Below are 17,570 nucleotides of genomic sequence, written 5' to 3'. Positions count from 1 at the left end.
TAATCACTAATCACTAAACCCTACTCACTGCGAAGCTCCGCTTCGCTAAATTCTCATTTATAAGATTAATTTTAAATCATTACTCAAACTATACAACGTGGATTTACTGCAATATACCTTCTTTCAACACGCCCTCATCGGCAGCCTGTTGGCAAGTATTGTCTGCGGGCTTATCGGTACATATATCGTGACCAGGCGGCTGGTGTTTATCAGCGGCGGACTGACGCACGCTTCTTTTGGAGGCATCGGCCTGGGACTGTACACGGGCATATCCCCTATCCTGTCGGCTGCCGTGTTTGCCGTACTGTCGGCTTTCGGAGTGGAATGGCTCAGCAAACGCAATGACATGCGCGAGGACTCCGCCATCGCAGTATTCTGGACGCTGGGCATGGCGCTGGGTATCATGTTTACTTTCCTTTCACCGGGTTTTGCACCTGATCTTTCAGCCTATCTGTTCGGCAATATCCTGACCATCACATTGGGAGACATCGCCTTGCTGGCAGGACTTGCAGTGATATTGACTGTCTTCTTCATCCTCTACCTGCGCCCGATTGTTTACGTTGCCTTCGACAGGGAATTTGCGCGTTCGCAGGGAATCCCGGTGCAGACGTTCGAGTATGTGCTGATGATGTTCATCGCATTGACTATCGTTGCCTGCCTGCGCATGGTGGGCATTGTGTTGGTCATATCCCTGCTCACCATCCCGCAAATGACGGCGAACCTGTTTTCACACCGCTTTCATCGTATCATTTGGCTATCCGTCGGCATCGGTTATATCAGTTGCCTGGGCGGACTGATCATTTCTTATTATCTCAATGTGCCGTCCGGAGCGGCTATCATCTTCTTTTCCATTATTATATATGCGATATGTAAGCTGGGAAAGAGTTTTTACTTATCTTTACGGCAAAAATAGAGAACCCGTAAAATCTATCGGTATAGTTGAAACGCAAAGCATTATACCTGGTTGGCATCTTAATCACTTTGATGCTCGTTGCCGGATGTTCTACCCGGAAGAACACTGCCGGTACACGCTTTTATCATGCCCTTACTACCCGGTACAACATTTACTTCAACGGCAACGAAGCTTACAAAGCCGGCTTGGAAGCACAGCAACAGGGGAATAAAGATAACTACATGGAGATGCTTCCCCTTTATCCCATAAACAATAAAACCTCCGCAGGCATCGGCGCTTCCGACTTTGACCGCGCCATCGAGAAAGCGCAGAAAGCCATTCGGCAGCATTCTATCAAGCGGCGTCCAGCCCGCAAGCCCGGACGGGCATACACCGACGAGTACAAGAAATGGTTGGCGCGCCGGGAGTTCAATCCTTTTATGCATCGCGCCTGGATGCTGTTAGGCAAAGCGCAGTATCAGAAGGGAGATTTTTCGGAGGCCGCCGCAACCTTCTCGTACATAGCAAGACTTTATGAGGGGCAAAACCGGATAACTTCCGAAGCGCTGATACGGTTGGCGCGCTGCTATTCCGCATTGGGTTGGCAGTATGATGCGGAAGATGCCCTGAACAGGGTGAATAATGACAGTTTGCCTTTGTCACTGGGCGATACTTATGCATCGGCAACAGCCATTTTTCTATTGGACAGTAAGCGATACAGGGAAGTCATACCGTATCTGGAACGAACTGCCGGAAGCGAGAAGAACAAACAGCAAAAGGCACGATGCTATTATCTTTTAGGGCAAACTTATCAATTGTTGCAACAACCGGAACAAGCCTATCAGGCTTACGGTAAGGCAATCCGTCTGAACCCGCCGTATGAGTTGGAACTTAGCGCCCGTATCCGCCAGACGGAAGTGATGTCTGCAACGGATATCCGTAAAACGACCGGAAGGTTACTACGCCTCAGCCGCGACGAGAAGAACGAGGAATATCTGGATCAGATTTATTATGCGCTCGGCAATGTTTATCTTGCCGGGAAAGATACGGTGCAGGCTCTCGACGCTTATCACAAAGGAGTGGAAAAGAGCCGGCGGAATGGGGCGGAGAAGGGTATCCTGCAACTCACGCTGGGTAACTTGTACTGGCAGCAGGCACGCTACGCCGAAGCGCAAAAAGCATATACGGAAGCCATAGGGCTGATAGACAAGACGCAGCGGGAATATGCCACTGCTACTACGCGTTCGGAGATTCTGGATGAACTGGTTCCGCACGTCAATGTGATTCATTTGCAGGACAGCCTTCGGCATCTTGCCGGGCTAACGGAGGGAGAACGGATGGCAGCGATAGAGGGTATTATCGCCCAGGTGATTGCCCGGGAAGAAGCGGAACGCAAAGCAGCGGAAGATGCAACACGGGAAGCCAACAGGCAACAGGTGCTTCTTGAAGCAAACAGCCAGCAGCCAGCCGGTGCAATGGTTACCCGTCCGGGGCAAAGCAATACTGCTGCGCTTCCGCAACCGGCTATGGGAGGAAAACAGGAATGGTACTTTTACAATCCTCAACTGGTGGAACAAGGAAAAGCGGAATTTCAGCGATTGTGGGGACGAAGAAAGCTGGAAGATAACTGGAGAAGAAAGAACAAGACAGTCGTTGAGCTGGACGACTTTGAGGAGATAGATTACAGCACGCCGGAAGAAAGCGCCGGAAATGATACGATTCAGAGTTCTCCCCTGCAGGATGAGACGGCAGATGCGCCTGTAGTCCGGGAAAGTGAAGACGGTGAAGCGGCTGCCGACAGTTCGGCCGGTGACAGGCATCGACCGGAATATTATCTGGCACAGATTCCATTGACTGAGAAGGCGATGGAGGCTTCTAACGCATTGCTGTCGGAGGCTTTGTACAATGCCGGAATCATATTCAGAGACCGGATGAATAACCTTCAGCAGGCGGAAGCAATATTCGAACGGCTTGTAACAGAGTTTCCGGAGTATGAGCAAGCGGATGAAGTGTATTATCAGTTATTCCTCACTGAGTTGGCGGCTAATTATTACGAACAGGAGCGCAACTCGGATTCTCGTTTAGCCAAGGCGGAGAGATACAAATCGGAGTTGATTGCCCGTTTCCCCGAGAGCCGTTACGCCAAGACGCTGGCTGACCCTGACTTCGCCGGGAATGCTGTACATGGCAGGCAGCGTGAGGATTCACTCTACGCACGCGCTTACGAATGTTTTCAGTCCGGAGATACTGCGGCAGTGCGCGCTTCTGCCCGTGTTTCTTCCGAGATATATCCGCTGGGGAAACATCGGCCTAAGTTTATGTTCCTGGACGCTGTTACCCGGTTGCAAGAAGGTGAAAGCGGTGAATTTCTTGCCATTCTCAAGGAACTTGTGCGCCGGTATCCGGGGAACGAAATTACGGATCTCGCCGCCCATATTCTGAAAGGTGTACAGGAAGGCCGTTTATTATCCGCTGATAGCCATACTTTCGGCTCTATCTGGCAACGCCGCAATGATCTTGCCAAGGCGGGCAGTCTACTTGGTGACAGTCTGAACGCTTCTTCAGGCATCCTTGCAGCCGACAGTGCATTTAGTACGGAGCGCAACGCACCGTTCCTTTTTATTCTTGCTTATGAAGAGGGAAAAGTGAATGAGAACATGCTTCTGTTTGAAGTAGCGCGCTATAATTTCTCCACATTCCTGGTTAAGAACTTCGACCTTGCCTTTGTTCGTGAAAGAGGTATCGGTATGCTGCAAATCCGTCCATTCAATAACTATGATGAAGCGCAGCAGTATTTCCGCCGGCTCTACGCCCATCCTGAGATGGCGACACGCCTCAGTGGTATGCGCGCCGTGCTCATATCCGAAGCCAATTATGAACTTCTGATTAAGCAATATAGCTTTGATGATTACGATGCTTTCTACCGGAGTCACTTCTCCTCCATTCCGGAGCCGGAGTTAAAAGGCTACACATTGGATGAGCCTCTGCTGAACCTACCGACAGAGGAAGAGCAGCTCCGGAAAGAAGAAAATCCGCCGGCGGAAGAGGACGACCCGGAAAATGGTGTTATCTTTGAGGAATGAAACGCATACGAGGAATGAAAACGCATACGAGATATGAAGAAAGATAAACTTCTTTGGGTGGACGATGAAATCAGCTTATTGCGGCCGCACATTCTGTTTCTGCAGGGCAAAGGGTACGAAGTGGATACCGTAACCAACGGGCAGGATGCACTCGACCGTTGCCGCACCACGTCTTACGACCTTATTCTGCTGGACGAAAACATGCCCGGACTGAGCGGTCTGCAAACACTGGCGCTGATAAAGGATATTTCTCCCGCCGTACCGGTAGTCATGATTACCAAGAGTGAAGAAGAAAACATCATGGACATGGCTATCGGGCAGAAGATAGCGGACTATCTTATCAAGCCCGTCAACCCTAACCAGATATTGTTGTCGCTAAAGAAGAACCTGCACCACAAAGATATTGTCAGCGAAGCCGCACAAACGGGCTACCAGCAAAACTTCGGTAAGATAGGGATGCAGATTAACGATTCGCTGACGGCAGGCGATTGGATAGAGCTGTATCGCCGCCTCGTTTATTGGGAACTGGAACTGGAAGCCACGGAAAGCCCCATGAGCGAGATGCTCGCCATGCAGAAAGCAGAAGCCAATGCCGCCTTTGCAAAGTTTATCAAGAAGAATTATGTGAACTGGGTTTCCGCAAAAGGAACGGAATCCGAACGCCCGTTAATGAGTCCGGATATCTTCAAGCGTATTCTCTTCCCGCTATTGGACAAGGGCGAGAAAGTCTTCTTCATCGTATTGGATAACTTCCGTTACGACCAGTGGCGCGTCATCGCCAACGATCTGTCCACCTTGTTCAATATAGACGAGCAACTGTACTTCAGCATCTTGCCCACAGCTACACAATATGCCCGTAATGCCATCTTCTCCGGCTTTATGCCCGACCAGATAGCGCAGTTCTTCCCCGAACTATGGGTGGAGGAGGAAAATGAGGAAAGCAAGAATTTGAATGAAGCTCCATTGATACGCACCATTATTGAGCGTTACCGCCGTAGCGATACCTTCTCTTATCATAAGATAAATGATGCGGCAAGTGCGGAACGGTTGCTGGCACAGTTGCCTGCATTGGCTCAGAATACTCTGAATGTTGCTGTGTTCAACTTTATAGATATGCTGAGTCACAGCCGCACGGAAAGTAAAATGATACGTGAGCTTGCCTCAACGGAAGCTGCTTACCGCAGCATTACGCTTTCATGGTTCCGCCATTCCCCTTTGGGAGATTTGCTGAGAGCGCTTGCCAATCGCCGGTATCGCGTCGTTATTACTACCGACCACGGCAGTATCCGCGTGGACAATCCCATCAAAGTACAGAGCAACAGCAAGGATATCAATGCCAATCTGCGCTACAAACTATCGCGCAATATGACATACAATCCGAAACAGGTGTTCGAAATTGCTCGTCCTGCCGATGTTCACTTGCCTTCACCCAACGTAAGCACGCGCTACATCTTTGCTATGGGACGCGATTTCTTTGCCTATCCCAATAATTACAATCATTATGTCAGCTACTATACGGATACTTTCCAGCATGGGGGTATTTCGATGGAGGAAATGATTATACCGCTTATTACGTTGAGTGGGCGGAGTTAGAGACTACAAACAGAAGGTCATATAGGCAGGCAGATACACCACTCCTTCCTTTATAGACAGGTTCTTTGGATGAATCACATAGCACTCCCCTATGCGCTGACGGAAACTCTCATTGAACCGGGTAAGCGAGCGAATGGTATATTTTTCATTCGATTTCACTTCTATCGGATAGATCTTATATTTCAGCTTGCTGTGGTTCGACAAGATAAAATCTATTTCCACATCGTTGCGGTGCTTCCCTTCATTGTATCGCGTATAGAAGTAAAGCTTGTGTCCGGCAGCTACCAACATCTGTGCAATTACGTTCTCATAGAACATACCCTCGCTTATTGATAGTTTTCCCAATAGGATTTCCCGGTACAGTTCTCCGTCAGAGATCTCATTCTCATCAAAGGTATGGCTGATGAGTAGTCCGGTATCACCCATATAGCACTTCACGTATGTCCTGTCTTCATTCAGGGAGAGTCCCACGTTAGGATCCGAACAGTTAAAGCATTCATTGGCGATTTTCGAATCGGAGAGCCAAAAGAAAGTATCATGATACTTTGGGAAGCTTGCTCCCTTTTCAATGCGGTTCATCACTACCCGTCTTTCCGAACGCGAAAGAAAAGCCGGAATCTGGTCGAATATGCTCAGTACGTTCGAGCGGTAGCCCGACTTTATCTTCATGATGTCATTCCGGTACAGTGTTAGTATATCTCTCTTTTCCATATCGGCACTTTCGAAACTCCGGTCATTTTCCAAATACGCCGACACGCTTTTCGGCATGCCGCCCACAATCATGTATTGACGGAACAACAGCATAGCCTTTGCGTGAAGTCCCTGTTCCAAAGGCTCCTTTTTGTCAAAGCATTGGCGGATATAAGTCATCAATGGCTCTTCATTCATTGCCCAAGCAAACTCCTCGAAGTCCATCGGATACATAGGGAGTGTCCTCTCTTCCGAGGGAACGGTTATATCCTTTACATTTTCTTTGATGGAAATGAGCGAACCCGTTTCTACATAGTCGAATCGCCCATCTGCAACCAGATACTTTATCGTTTGCCGGGCTTTTGGGAATTGTTGTATTTCATCAAATATGATGATGGATTCCTTGGGATAAAGTTTCACGCCATATTCCGAAGAGAGGATTAGGAAAAAAGTGTCGAGATCGTTCATGTAATTGTTAAAGGCTGAAATAACTGAGTCGCTCACCAGATTGAAATCAATCAAGAGATAACTTCGGTATTCATTCCTTGCGAACTCCTCCACTAAAGTGGATTTGCCTATTCGTCGGGCACCTTCTATCAGAAGTGCCTTAGTGCCTGCCACCTGCTGTTTCCAAGCCAGCAGTTTATCGTACAATTTGCGTTTAAATAGCATGTTATTCAGTATTTATCTTCTTGTCAACAGGCAAATTTAAAGATATTTTCTGCAATACGCAAGTTAAGAATAGCGTTTTTACCCTGCAATGCGCACTTTTAAAAGTGTTATTTTACCCTGCAATGCGCACTTTCTGTACTATCCCAATTACAATCACTATGTCTGTTACTATACGGATACTTTCCAGCATGGGGTATTTCAATGGAGGAAATCCGAATATAAGCATCCATAAGCAACAACATCTCTTGCCCATAAAAGTACGTTTTTTACTCACAAACAATGTGATGTAAACGTATAAAAATCAAAAGAAAGCAGTGATTTAACAGGTTCTTCGGTTTTATCCTTACCTTTGTAAATGATATTAGGGTGTTATACCCGAACAATAATAAAAAACGATGCAGATACATAACAATACATTAATAGCGGAATGCTCAGCCTACGATTTCAAGGAAATGTTGGAACGTAAAAAAGTGAAGTCATGGCTCAAATCCGTATCGGCTTTTGCCAATACAGACGGTGGCAGTTTATTCTATGGAGTGAACGATGATGGAATAATTGTAGGTTTGGAGAATCCGCAAGCCGATGCAGACTTTATCAGTGAAATGATAAAGGCAAGACTTGACCCTGTGCCGGAAGTACAACTTATTCCGATAGAACATGAAGGGCATACTCTACTTGAGGTGAAAGTAAAAGCAGGAATGTTGACACCTTATTATTATTATCAAGACGGAACACGCACTGCCTATACAAGAGTGGGTAATGAAAGTGTAGAATGCAACTCTCAACAACTACTTTCGTTGGTATTGAAAGGTACACACATGACATGGGATTCACTTCCTACCCAAGTAGATGCCAACAAACATTCTTTCATTATTCTTGCCAATACCTTCCGTGAGCAAACCCATCACGAATGGAACGACAAATATTTGGAATCATTCGGTCTGGTAACATCGGACGATAAACTGACCAATGCCGGATTACTGTTTGTGGACAACTGCACCATATTCCAATCACGTATCTTCTGTACCCGTTGGAGCGGATTATATAAAGATGATGCCATCAGCTCCATAGAACATCGGGCAAACCTTGTGTTGCTCTTAAAATATGGCATGGATTTTATCAACAACTACACCATGAGTGGCTGGGTGAAGATGCCCAACTATCGCCTTAACCTCCCAGACTATTCCGACCGTGCTATCTTTGAAGGATTAGTAAACCATCTTATTCATAGAGATTACACAGTAATGGGCGGTGAGGTACATATTGATATTTATGACGACCGTGTAGAGTTGGTGTCACCCGGTGCAATGCTTGATGGTACACAAATTCAGGACAGAGACATATACAGTGTTCCTTCTTTACGCCGCAACCCTGTCATTGCCGATATGTTTACCCAACTTGACTACATGGAGAAACGCGGCTCTGGTTTACGCAAGATGCGTGAATTAACAGAAAAACTACCGAACTTCTTACTCGGCAAAGAACCGTATTACAAAACAGAAGCATCTTCTTTTTTTTCAATTTTCTACAATTTAAATTGGAGTAAGAATGGCAGAATACCTGTAGAAGAAGTAGCCAAGAGGGTTAATAATACCCTTGAAAAGTACCCCGTAAATGAAGAAAAGTTCGGAGAAAACGTAGAAAATTCGGAGAGAAGGTTCGGAGAGACCCCTAAAAGTTCGGAGAATAAGTTCGGAGAGACTGCGGATAAACCTAAAAACATAGGTAGAACAGCACAGAAGATTATCGACCTTGTCATTTCCGACCCCTCTATGTCAGCCGAAGCTATGGCTCTTAAAATTGGTATAAGTTCTCGTGCCGTAGAAAAGCAAATCGCAAAATTGCGGTCTATGAGTATCTTGTCTCGTGAAGGCGCGGACTTTGGTGGCTATTGGCGCATTGAAATTAATCCTTAAAACGAAAAAGACAGTAGATCATTGCAAACAAGCATTATACATCATTATAATATGGAAATCAAAATTCAATCTCAGTCTCATCTTCGCGAAGCCGCCCGCGAGTTCATCGCCGTCATGGGCGACAATACAGTCTTTGCTCTTTATGGAAAAATGGGAGCCGGTAAAACAACCTTTGTCAAAGCGCTTTGTGAAGAGCTGGGAGTATCAGATGTTATCACCTCCCCTACTTTTGCCATTGTCAACGAATACCGCTCTGACATGGCGGGGGAACTGATTTATCATTTCGACTTCTACCGCATCAAGAAACTGGAAGAGGTGTACGACATGGGATATGAGGACTATTTCTACAGCGGCGCCCTCTGCTTCATTGAATGGCCGGAACTGGTAGAGGAATTACTACCGGGAAATACAATCAAAGTCACTATAGAAGAAGAGGAAGACGGTGCGCGCAAGTTGACAATAGAAAACCCGAACTAATTATACGTTATGAGCCAATACATTGTACAAGGCATCTTTGCGTTTGCAGGGATTATATCGCTGCTGGCTGCCATCCTGAATTGGGAGTGGTTCTTCACTGCCCGTAACACACAGTTCATAGTGAGTAACGTAGGACGTAGGCAAGCCCGTTGGTTCTACGGAGTACTGGGGGGAATTCTAATCGGCATGTCTGTGTTCTTCTTCCTGAATACGCCGCCGGTATAATTGGTGAGAGAATGCTGTGAAAGATACCGCTGCTAAAAATTGAATCAAACATAAACTCCTCTGGGAAGCGTTCAATATTACGCCTAACAGCACGCTTTATATATTGAATTCGTATCTGTTCAAGAACAGTTCTTTTATTTTATCTTTTTCTTTAAGAATATCTCCACAGTCTCTATTTACCAATAGGTACAAACTTATTTCTTCAAATTCAAAATGTTCAAATAACCTGTTTGAGAAAAGCCGACTCGATATTGTTTTATATATCCTAACCTGCATTATTCATGCTTCAGGCGTTGACAGGTATAGGTCTTATCGGTATAAAATTTATATATGTATGATACGGATACATGGAACAGAACATATCAACTACATATATTGTTCCCGGAACCAGATCTCAAAGATGGGATCTGTAAAGGCAAAAGCGTCCTCCTGCTTTTCTACGAAATCACGTTCTATCAGGATTCGCTTATTGCGGGTAATTGTCTGTGGGTTACCTAACCCATATTTAGTGACGACAGCTTCCGCATTCAACTGTGATTTCCCATCTGTTATGGCACGCAACATAGCAACCTGCGAAGCTGTCAGATTCTCCGTATCCGACATGAACATAGGCATATTGGTATCTATCAACATACAGAGTTGGCGTTTCAGAATTTCATCCGAAACGCTCGTTGACGTAGCTGTCCACACAAAGAATGAATATTGCTGAACATACCAGGAGTGACATTTCACCGTCTCACAAATATAGCCGGCTTGTTCCTCCGTTATTTCCTTGCCCGTTTTCCGGAAAGAGTGAACGATAAACGGTATCCATTCTTCCTTTGCAATCTTTTGCATGAAAAGTACCTGCCCGAAACGATAGAACGGATTTGAAGCTTTATTGAATATATCCAGCATCATGTGACGCTTGCTACCATAAAAACAATACGAAACACGCTGCTGTGTTTGCCATACGGAACGCATCTTCCCTTCCAACGACTGATACGAAGGCAATAAAGCCAACTGCTGGAATTCATCAATACAAACAATAATATGTATTTTCTTTGCTTCTGCTATCCTTTCCGGCAATGCCAGAATATCCATCACCTGCCTTTCCTCAAAGCCCAGTTTTAAATCAAGAGACAATGTTTCGCTCATATTGTCCTTTATGGTAATGCTGGGAGTTACTCCGGTAAGGAAATGTTTCACATCTTCCAAACGTTTTTCCCATGTAGAAGAAGCACATGAAATCACTTCACGCGCAAAACTTTGAAGAAACTCGGCTTCTGTTTTCACACTAAATGCGTCAATAAAACAAATACGCATTCTCTTATTCTCTTCTGTCAACTCATTCATTGCAACTTTCACAAGTGAAGATTTTCCCCAACGCCGGGGAGATATCAGCATTACATTTATACCGGCAGAAAGGAAATCCTTTAACTGACGCCTATCTTCTACACGATTAACAAAACTCTCTTTATCAACCAATGTTCCATACTGAAAAGGTGATTTCATATTCTATCCTCCATTTATCAATGGACAAATATACAAATTATACATGTATGTATTATACATCTATGTATAATTTCACTGAAAATCTTCCGGAATACATGTATAGTTCAAACTCTTTGTAACTCCTGAAGCATGAATAATGCAGGCTAGGAAAATAAAGGTGTCGGTGTCGGTGCCGATTCTTATTGTTCTTCTTGCGGAAGATTAACATATTTGCATCCGGCAGGATTTTCCTTAGCTATCACTACGGAAAGAGATAAGAGTAACGGTGTGAGAACTTAATTCCGGCACTTCATTTTTTCAGTGAGGGCTAATACCCCCTTTAACTCCACCAACTCCTGATTCGCATAATTAGCTTAAAAACGATACGGAATGAAACAAAACTTTCGGTATAGCTGCACATCGATGCTGTTTTTTTGCATTTTTTGAGCAATACTTATATGCTGTATATCAATATTTTATTAATTTTGGCACAATATTCTTATATCACTCCCTTGAGTGAAGGAAAAGTAGTATCGTATTTATTCTAAAGTTCATAGCATGAAGAATACATTAATCAGCAGAAGAGAGTTTCTAAAAGACATAGGGATGCTTGGCACCGGGGTGCTACTGTCGGCAAGTCCTTGGCTTTCTGCTTTTTCGGAAGTGACGAAAACGTCTAATGAGAAATGCCGCTTGGCAATTGTAGGACCCGGATCAAGAGGACGCTTCTTGATGAGTTTCCTGGTGCAGAATCCTAAAGTGGAGATTGTAGCGTTGTGCGATATCTATCAACCCTCCCTTGATAGTGCATTGGAACTGGCTCCCAAAGCAAAAACCTATACGGACTACCGGAAAATGCTGGAAGATAAAACGATTGATGCCGTACTGGTAGCTACTCCCCTTAATTCCCATTGTCAGATTGTGCTGGATGCTTTCGATGCCGACAAACACGTGTTCTGTGAGAAGTCGATAGGTATTACGATGGAAGAATGCTTCCGCATGTATAATAAGCACATCAGCACGGGGAAGATATTCTTCACCGGACAACAACGCCTTTTCGACCCGCGATATATCAAAGCAATGGAGATGATACACGCAGGTACATTTGGCGAGATAAACGCTATCCGTGCTTTCTGGAACCGGAATGGTGACTGGAGACGGCCGGTACCTTCGCCTGAACTGGAACGTCTGATAAACTGGCGCCTGTATCGCGAATATTCCAAAGGATTGATGACCGAGTTGGCTTGCCATCAATTGCAGATAGGAAGCTGGGCGCTACGGAAGCTTCCCGAGAAAGTAATGGGGCATGGAGCTATCACTTATTGGAAGGACGGCCGGGAAGTATATGATAATATAAACTGTATCTATGTATTTGATAACGGTGTGAAGATGACATTCGGCTCTGTGATATCCAATAAGTTCTATGGTCTGGAAGAACAGATCATGGGCAATTTAGGAACAGTGGAACCGGAAAAAGGGAAATATTATTTTGAAAATGTACCTCCTGCACCCGGATTCCTGCAAATGATCAATGATTGGGAGAACAAAGTATTTGAAACCCTGCCTTTTGCCGGAACAAGCTGGGCGCCGGAAACTGCCAATGAAAACAAAGGTGACTTTATCATAGGAGAGCGACCCAAATCGGACGGTACTTCTTTATTGTTGGAAGCTTATGTGGAAGCCGTCATTACCCGCAAACAGCCGGAACATATAGCCGAAGAAGGGTATTATGCAAGTATGCTTTGCCTGTTGGGCGATCAGGCCTTGCAGGAGGAACGGATGCTCTGTTTCCCCGATGAGTATAAAATAAACTATCTGAACCATCAAGCTAAAACACCCGAAGCCGTATGAAAGATACACTCCTTACCGCCCGCCGAAAGAAAATAGAATTGCTAACCTTACTGGCATGCTTTGTTATAGGCAATCTGGCAAATCTATATGCAATTATTTCCTATAAGACTCCTTTCTCGGAGATGCTGACCTCTATATTCTATGTCATTACATTTTCGTGCGTGCTTTATGTCTTCTGGACTATTTTGCGCATTCTGTTTTATGGGATAAGAAACCTGTTTCTAAAGAAAAGGGATCAAGCATGCGAATGAGGAGTTATAGCTAACTCCTTAACTCCTGATTCATAAAGTATAAAATGATAATATTCAAGTAAACTAAAAAATACCATTGGAATATGACTACACGAAGAGATTTTTTAAAGACCATGACCATGGCTTCCGCCGGATTGGCATTGGGCGCCGGTGATGTACTGGGCGCTCAGTCTTCTACATCACAAAAGAAAGTAACGGATAAAGTGAAGATTGCCTATATCGGCATCGGAAACCGTGGTGAACAGATTATCGGTGATTTTGCACGTACCGGTATGGTCGAAGTTGTGGCTCTGTGCGACGTCGATATGGGAGCTGCCCATACCCAGAAAGTAATGAACCTCTATCCGAATGCAAAGCGCTTCCGCGACTTCCGCGAACTGTTTGACAAGGCGGGTAATGATTTTGATGCGGTAGCTATAGCAACGCCCGACCACTCTCATTTCCCTATCAGCATGCTGGCTTTGGCATCGGGTAAACATGTGTATGTGGAAAAGCCATTGGCTCGTACTTTCTATGAAGCCGAACTGTTGATGCAGGCTGCTCGGAAGCGTCCTAACCTGGCTACGCAAGTGGGTAATCAGGGACACTCGGAAGGTAACTACTTCCAGTTCAAGGCATGGATGGATGCCGGTATCATTAAGGATGTGACGGCTGTAACAGCGCACATGAACAATCCCCGCCGTTGGCACTCATGGGATACAAATATCTATAAATTCCCCGAAGGTCAGCAATTGCCGAAGGATATGGATTGGAATACATGGCTGTGCGCTGCTCCTTATCATGACTATAATAAGGATTATCACTTGGGACAGTGGCGTTGCTGGTACGACTTCGGAATGGGCTGCTTAGGCGACTGGGGTGCGCATATTCTGGATACGGTTCACGAATTCCTGGAACTGGGATTGCCGTATGAAGTGAGCATGAAGTACGCCAACGGGCACAATGATTATTTCTATCCTTACTCTTCCACTATCCTGTTCCGCTTCCCGCAACGTAAGGGCATGCCGCCGGTTGACATTACCTGGTATGACGGACTGGATAATCTTCCTCCCATCCCCGCCGGTTATGGCGTATCCGGGCTGGATCCTAACATTCCTGCTACGAATCAAGGAGATACACCGGCTTCTAAATTGAATCCCGGAAAGATTATTTATACAAAGGATTTAACATTCAAGGGAGGTACTCATGGCAGTACACTGTCCATTATACCCGAGGAGAAGGCTAAGGAAATGGCTGGTAAGTTGCCGGAAGTTCCAAAGAGTCCGTCAAACCACTTCAAGAACTTCCTGTTGGCTTGTATGGGACAGGAAAAGACTCGCTCTCCGTTTGAAATAAACGGTGTGTTGAGCCAGGTGTTCTCTTTGGGCGTAATAGCGCAGCGCCTCAATACGCAAATATTCTTTGATCCACGCACGAAGCAGATTACGAATAATGAATTTGCGAATGCAATGTTGGCGGCTGTGCCGCCTCGCAAGGGATGGGATGAGTTCTATAAACTGTAATTAGTGATGAGTGTTTAGATAATAATTTAGTGGTAAGAATAGATACGCGAACGACACGGATTAAGCGGACGAACGCGGATTCTTTTTCTTCTTAGTGATTAACAGGAGTATCTCTATTAGCTTCGCTGACAGAGATACTCTTGTTAATCACTAATCACTAAACACTAATCACTAATCACTGCGAAGCTCCGCTTCGCTAAATCATCATTCATAAAACCAATTTAAACTATTACATAATCAATAAAAAAAACATCAAGTATGAGAAAGAATTATTTATTGCTTCTGCTTTTGTGTTGTGCACCTGTGCTTTCGGCGCAGAACTGGGAGCCTCTTTTCAATGGCAAGAACCTGAACGGCTGGAAGAAGCTGAATGGCAAAGCCGAATACAAAGTAGTGGATGGCGCCATTGTAGGCATCTCCAAGATGGGAACACCCAACACATTCCTCGCTACAAAGAAAACCTATGGCGACTTCATCCTGGAGTTTGATTTCAAGATAGACGACGGACTGAACTCCGGTGTACAACTTCGCAGTGAAAGCAAGAAAGAGTATCAAAATGGTCGTGTACACGGCTATCAGTTTGAGATAGACCCGTCGAAGCGCGCATGGTCGGGTGGTATATATGATGAAGCCCGTCGCAACTGGCTTTATCCCTTGACGAAGAATCCGGCAGCCCAAAGCGCCTTCAAGAACAACGAGTGGAACAAGGCTCGCATCGAAGCCGTAGGCAATTCTATCACTACCTATATCAACGGAGTACCTTGCGCCAATGTCTGGGACGATATGACGCCCGTTGGCTTTATCGCTCTGCAAGTGCACGCCATCGGTAATGCAGCCGATGAAGGCAAAACTGTCAGTTGGAAGGACATACGCATCTGCACTACAGACGTAGCAAACTATCAGACTGCCAAGAAAGCGCCGGAAGTGAATGCCATCACCAACACAATCTCTCCGAACGAAGCCAAAGAAGGCTGGGCGCTCCTTTGGGACGGTAAGACTTCCGAAGGTTGGAGAGGAGCAAGACTGAATACTTTCCCCGAAAAAGGCTGGAAGATGGAAGACGGTATCCTGAAAGTAATAAAGAGCGGCGGTGCAGAATCGGCTAACGGCGGTGACATTGTAACAACCAAACAATACAGGAACTTCATCCTGAAAGTAGATTTCAAGATTACCGAAGGCGCCAACAGTGGAGTGAAATATTTCGTGAACCCTGATATGAACAAGGGAGCCGGTTCGGCCATTGGTTGCGAATTCCAGATACTCGACGACGAAAAGCATCCCGATGCCAAGCTGGGCGTAAACGGCAACCGTACACTGGGTTCACTTTACGACTTGATTCCCGCTCCGGAAAACAAGCCTTTCAACAAGAGAGACTTCAATACGGCTATGATTATCGTACAGGGTAACTATGTAGAGCATTGGCTGAATGGCGTGAAACTGATTGAGTACACGCGTCAGAACCAGATGTGGGATGCATTGGTGGATTATAGCAAGTATAAAGATTGGCCTAACTTCGGCAATTCGGAACTGGGCAACATTCTTCTGCAAGACCATGGAGATGAAGTGTGGTTCAAGAATATAAAGATCAAGGAACTGTAATCAATATTATGTCTTCGGAAAGGCAAGTCGCGCGTTTGTGGCTTGCCTTTTCATTTTCTCGAAGAAGTGAGTACGAAAGTGACAATGTCGAATGTAATTCAACATCTCTACAAATTCTCAGCTTCACAGGGTGCAGTGCTTTATGCCTGGTTTCCGTCGATGCATACGCGCGTTGATATTGTGCTGTGCAGCCGTCAGGGCGAAGAGGCGCTGATGCTTGTGGTAGGCGCTGTTTATGAAATGCTGCGTAGTTTGGAAAAGATGGGCAACTATTACGATGCGGACAGTGAGCTGGCGCGGTTGAACCGCACTGCCGCCGTCTGCCCGCAACCAGTCAGCCCGGAGCTTTACGATATGCTCGCTTTCTGCGTGGATTGTCATGCACGGACAGGCGGATGTTTTGATGTTACCGTCCATTCGGCTAATTATACGACTCACTCCATTCGCAATGTCCAACTGTCACCTCAAGAACATACCCTTCATTTCTTGCAGCCGGGGCTGACCATTAACCTTTCCGGATTCCTGAAAGGATACGCCCTTGAAAAGATACGCGAACTGCTGCAACATTACGGCGTGGAGAATGCGCTGGCCAACATGGGAAACAGTTCTGTGCTGGCTTTAGGCCATCACCCTCTGGCTGATGGCTGGAAGGTTGATTTTGGGCAAATAGCCGCCTCGCAACCGGGGGAACGGCCGGAGCTGCTGCTGCAAAATGAATGTCTCACTACTTCGGGTAACGATTCGAACGAACGGAAACACATCATCAACCCTCAGACCGGAGAGCTGGTAGAAGGGAAAAGAGGAGTAGCAGTTGTTACGGCAGACGGATCCGTAGGCGAAGTTCTGTCGACAGCTTTGTTTGTAGCTGACGCCCATCAGCGGAAGGCTCTGGAAGCGGAGTTCCGCCCTCGTCTGATTCTCGACCTTTGATGTAGCACAATTCTTTTCCCCATTCTAAAATTATATCGAACTCAGGTTGCATTATAATGTACGCGCGCGTACGCGTGTGCGCGCATATCCCATGATTTTACATTTTTACTTGCATACCTACACTCACACGCTGTATCGCCTTATTCATCGGTGTTAGAGTAGTGGTGGCAGCAACTTTTTTAGGGTGTATGCAGCTTTTTTACCTACACGCCTTCTTGTTATTGCTATAAAGCCTTTTGAGAAACACTTGCGTGGCTCGCGCAGAACACTTGTGGTTCAGAAATGTATTGCTTGTGTTCCGTAAATGTATTGCTTGTGTTTCGTAAATGCAATGCTTGTGTTCCTTGACTACAATACTTGCATCCCTCGGATTCCTGATTTTTGGCTGCACGCGATATAGATGGTGCTCGAACGGG

14 protein-coding genes are annotated in these 17,570 nt (G+C 45.7%); 11 read left to right on the top strand and 3 right to left on the bottom strand.

Annotated features, from left to right (window positions below; all coding sequences use genetic code 11):
• Positions 1–97: 97 nt before the first annotated feature.
• From B2Z67_RS09405 to B2Z67_RS09395, 3 genes are all read left to right on the top strand, one after another.
• The gene (locus B2Z67_RS09405; protein ID WP_291529568.1) at positions 98–913 is read left to right on the top strand and encodes a metal ABC transporter permease; all 816 of its coding nucleotides are present in this window, start codon (positions 98–100) and stop codon (positions 911–913) included.
• Between the two features lie 71 nt (positions 914–984).
• Positions 985–3,975 (top strand): tetratricopeptide repeat protein, encoded by a 2,991-nt coding sequence (locus tag B2Z67_RS09400; RefSeq protein WP_291529569.1) that lies wholly within the window; start codon positions 985–987, stop codon positions 3,973–3,975.
• 33 nt (positions 3,976–4,008) lie between these two features.
• Complete coding sequence (locus B2Z67_RS09395; protein WP_291529567.1) at positions 4,009–5,568, top strand: bifunctional response regulator/alkaline phosphatase family protein; 1,560 nt, start codon at positions 4,009–4,011, stop codon at positions 5,566–5,568.
• 3 nt (positions 5,569–5,571) lie between these two features.
• Here the strand turns inward: B2Z67_RS09395 and B2Z67_RS09390 are convergent, their stop codons facing one another.
• Positions 5,572–6,930, bottom strand: a complete 1,359-nt coding sequence (locus B2Z67_RS09390; RefSeq protein ID WP_291529566.1) for an ATP-binding protein — start codon at positions 6,928–6,930, stop codon at positions 5,572–5,574.
• Between the two features lie 112 nt (positions 6,931–7,042).
• Positions 7,043–7,183, bottom strand: coding sequence for a hypothetical protein (locus tag B2Z67_RS09385; RefSeq protein ID WP_291529565.1), 141 nt, complete (start codon positions 7,181–7,183; stop codon positions 7,043–7,045).
• 142 nt (positions 7,184–7,325) lie between these two features.
• Here B2Z67_RS09385 and B2Z67_RS09380 point away from each other — a divergent pair, with 142 nt between their 5' ends.
• Genes B2Z67_RS09380 through B2Z67_RS09370 form a run of 3 tightly spaced genes read left to right on the top strand, consistent with a single transcriptional unit; the run spans position 7,326 to position 9,548 of the window.
• A complete protein-coding gene (locus tag B2Z67_RS09380; RefSeq protein ID WP_291529564.1) occupies positions 7,326–8,846 on the top strand; it encodes an RNA-binding domain-containing protein in 1,521 nt (506 codons plus the stop codon).
• Positions 8,847–8,897: 51 nt separating this feature from the next.
• A complete protein-coding gene (gene tsaE, locus B2Z67_RS09375; RefSeq protein ID WP_291529563.1) occupies positions 8,898–9,323 on the top strand; it encodes a tRNA (adenosine(37)-N6)-threonylcarbamoyltransferase complex ATPase subunit type 1 TsaE in 426 nt (141 codons plus the stop codon).
• A gap of 9 nt (positions 9,324–9,332) precedes the next feature.
• Positions 9,333–9,548, top strand: coding sequence for an immunity 17 family protein (locus B2Z67_RS09370; RefSeq protein WP_291529562.1), 216 nt, complete (start codon positions 9,333–9,335; stop codon positions 9,546–9,548).
• Positions 9,549–9,914: 366 nt separating this feature from the next.
• Here the strand turns inward: B2Z67_RS09370 and B2Z67_RS09365 are convergent, their stop codons facing one another.
• Positions 9,915–11,042 (bottom strand): AAA family ATPase, encoded by a 1,128-nt coding sequence (locus B2Z67_RS09365; protein WP_291529561.1) that lies wholly within the window; start codon positions 11,040–11,042, stop codon positions 9,915–9,917.
• Between the two features lie 537 nt (positions 11,043–11,579).
• On the opposite strand from B2Z67_RS09365, the gene B2Z67_RS09360 reads away from it, so the two are divergent.
• The 5 genes from B2Z67_RS09360 (at position 11,580) to B2Z67_RS09340 (ending at position 17,154) form a co-directional block, all read left to right on the top strand.
• The gene (locus tag B2Z67_RS09360) at positions 11,580–12,872 is read left to right on the top strand and encodes a Gfo/Idh/MocA family protein (RefSeq protein WP_291529560.1); all 1,293 of its coding nucleotides are present in this window, start codon (positions 11,580–11,582) and stop codon (positions 12,870–12,872) included.
• A complete protein-coding gene (locus tag B2Z67_RS09355) occupies positions 12,869–13,123 on the top strand; it encodes a hypothetical protein (protein ID WP_291529559.1) in 255 nt (84 codons plus the stop codon). Before B2Z67_RS09360 ends, B2Z67_RS09355 begins: the two co-directional genes overlap by 4 nt.
• An 83-nt stretch (positions 13,124–13,206) precedes the next feature.
• Complete coding sequence (locus B2Z67_RS09350) at positions 13,207–14,625, top strand: Gfo/Idh/MocA family oxidoreductase (RefSeq protein ID WP_291529558.1); 1,419 nt, start codon at positions 13,207–13,209, stop codon at positions 14,623–14,625.
• Positions 14,626–14,883: 258 nt separating this feature from the next.
• Positions 14,884–16,224 (top strand): 3-keto-disaccharide hydrolase, encoded by a 1,341-nt coding sequence (locus B2Z67_RS09345; RefSeq protein ID WP_291529557.1) that lies wholly within the window; start codon positions 14,884–14,886, stop codon positions 16,222–16,224.
• 84 nt (positions 16,225–16,308) lie between these two features.
• A complete protein-coding gene (locus B2Z67_RS09340) occupies positions 16,309–17,154 on the top strand; it encodes an FAD:protein FMN transferase (protein ID WP_291529556.1) in 846 nt (281 codons plus the stop codon).
• The last annotated feature ends 416 nt before the right edge of the window (positions 17,155–17,570 follow it).

The sequence above is a fragment of the Bacteroides sp. UBA939 genome (genome assembly GCF_002293435.1).
In the GTDB taxonomy this organism is placed as follows: Bacteria; Bacteroidota; Bacteroidia; order Bacteroidales; family Bacteroidaceae; genus Bacteroides.
This window is presented reverse-complemented; position numbering and strand designations above follow the sequence as displayed.

Bases quoted from the DNA above. Each gene is read 5' to 3' on its own strand.
- B2Z67_RS09400 (WP_291529569.1), top strand. From the start codon at position 985: ATGCTCGTTGCCGGATGTTCTACCCGGAAGAACACTGCCGGTACACGC.
- B2Z67_RS09395 (WP_291529567.1), top strand. From the start codon at position 4,009: ATGAAGAAAGATAAACTTCTTTGGGTGGACGATGAAATCAGCTTATTG.
- B2Z67_RS09390 (WP_291529566.1), bottom strand. From the start codon at position 6,930: ATGCTATTTAAACGCAAATTGTACGATAAACTGCTGGCTTGGAAACAG.
- B2Z67_RS09385 (WP_291529565.1), bottom strand. From the start codon at position 7,183: ATGGGCAAGAGATGTTGTTGCTTATGGATGCTTATATTCGGATTTCCT.
- B2Z67_RS09380 (WP_291529564.1), top strand. From the start codon at position 7,326: ATGCAGATACATAACAATACATTAATAGCGGAATGCTCAGCCTACGAT.
- tsaE (WP_291529563.1), top strand. From the start codon at position 8,898: ATGGAAATCAAAATTCAATCTCAGTCTCATCTTCGCGAAGCCGCCCGC.
- B2Z67_RS09370 (WP_291529562.1), top strand. From the start codon at position 9,333: ATGAGCCAATACATTGTACAAGGCATCTTTGCGTTTGCAGGGATTATA.
- B2Z67_RS09365 (WP_291529561.1), bottom strand. From the start codon at position 11,042: ATGAAATCACCTTTTCAGTATGGAACATTGGTTGATAAAGAGAGTTTT.
- B2Z67_RS09360 (WP_291529560.1), top strand. From the start codon at position 11,580: ATGAAGAATACATTAATCAGCAGAAGAGAGTTTCTAAAAGACATAGGG.
- B2Z67_RS09355 (WP_291529559.1), top strand. From the start codon at position 12,869: ATGAAAGATACACTCCTTACCGCCCGCCGAAAGAAAATAGAATTGCTA.
- B2Z67_RS09350 (WP_291529558.1), top strand. From the start codon at position 13,207: ATGACTACACGAAGAGATTTTTTAAAGACCATGACCATGGCTTCCGCC.
- B2Z67_RS09345 (WP_291529557.1), top strand. From the start codon at position 14,884: ATGAGAAAGAATTATTTATTGCTTCTGCTTTTGTGTTGTGCACCTGTG.
- B2Z67_RS09340 (WP_291529556.1), top strand. From the start codon at position 16,309: ATGTCGAATGTAATTCAACATCTCTACAAATTCTCAGCTTCACAGGGT.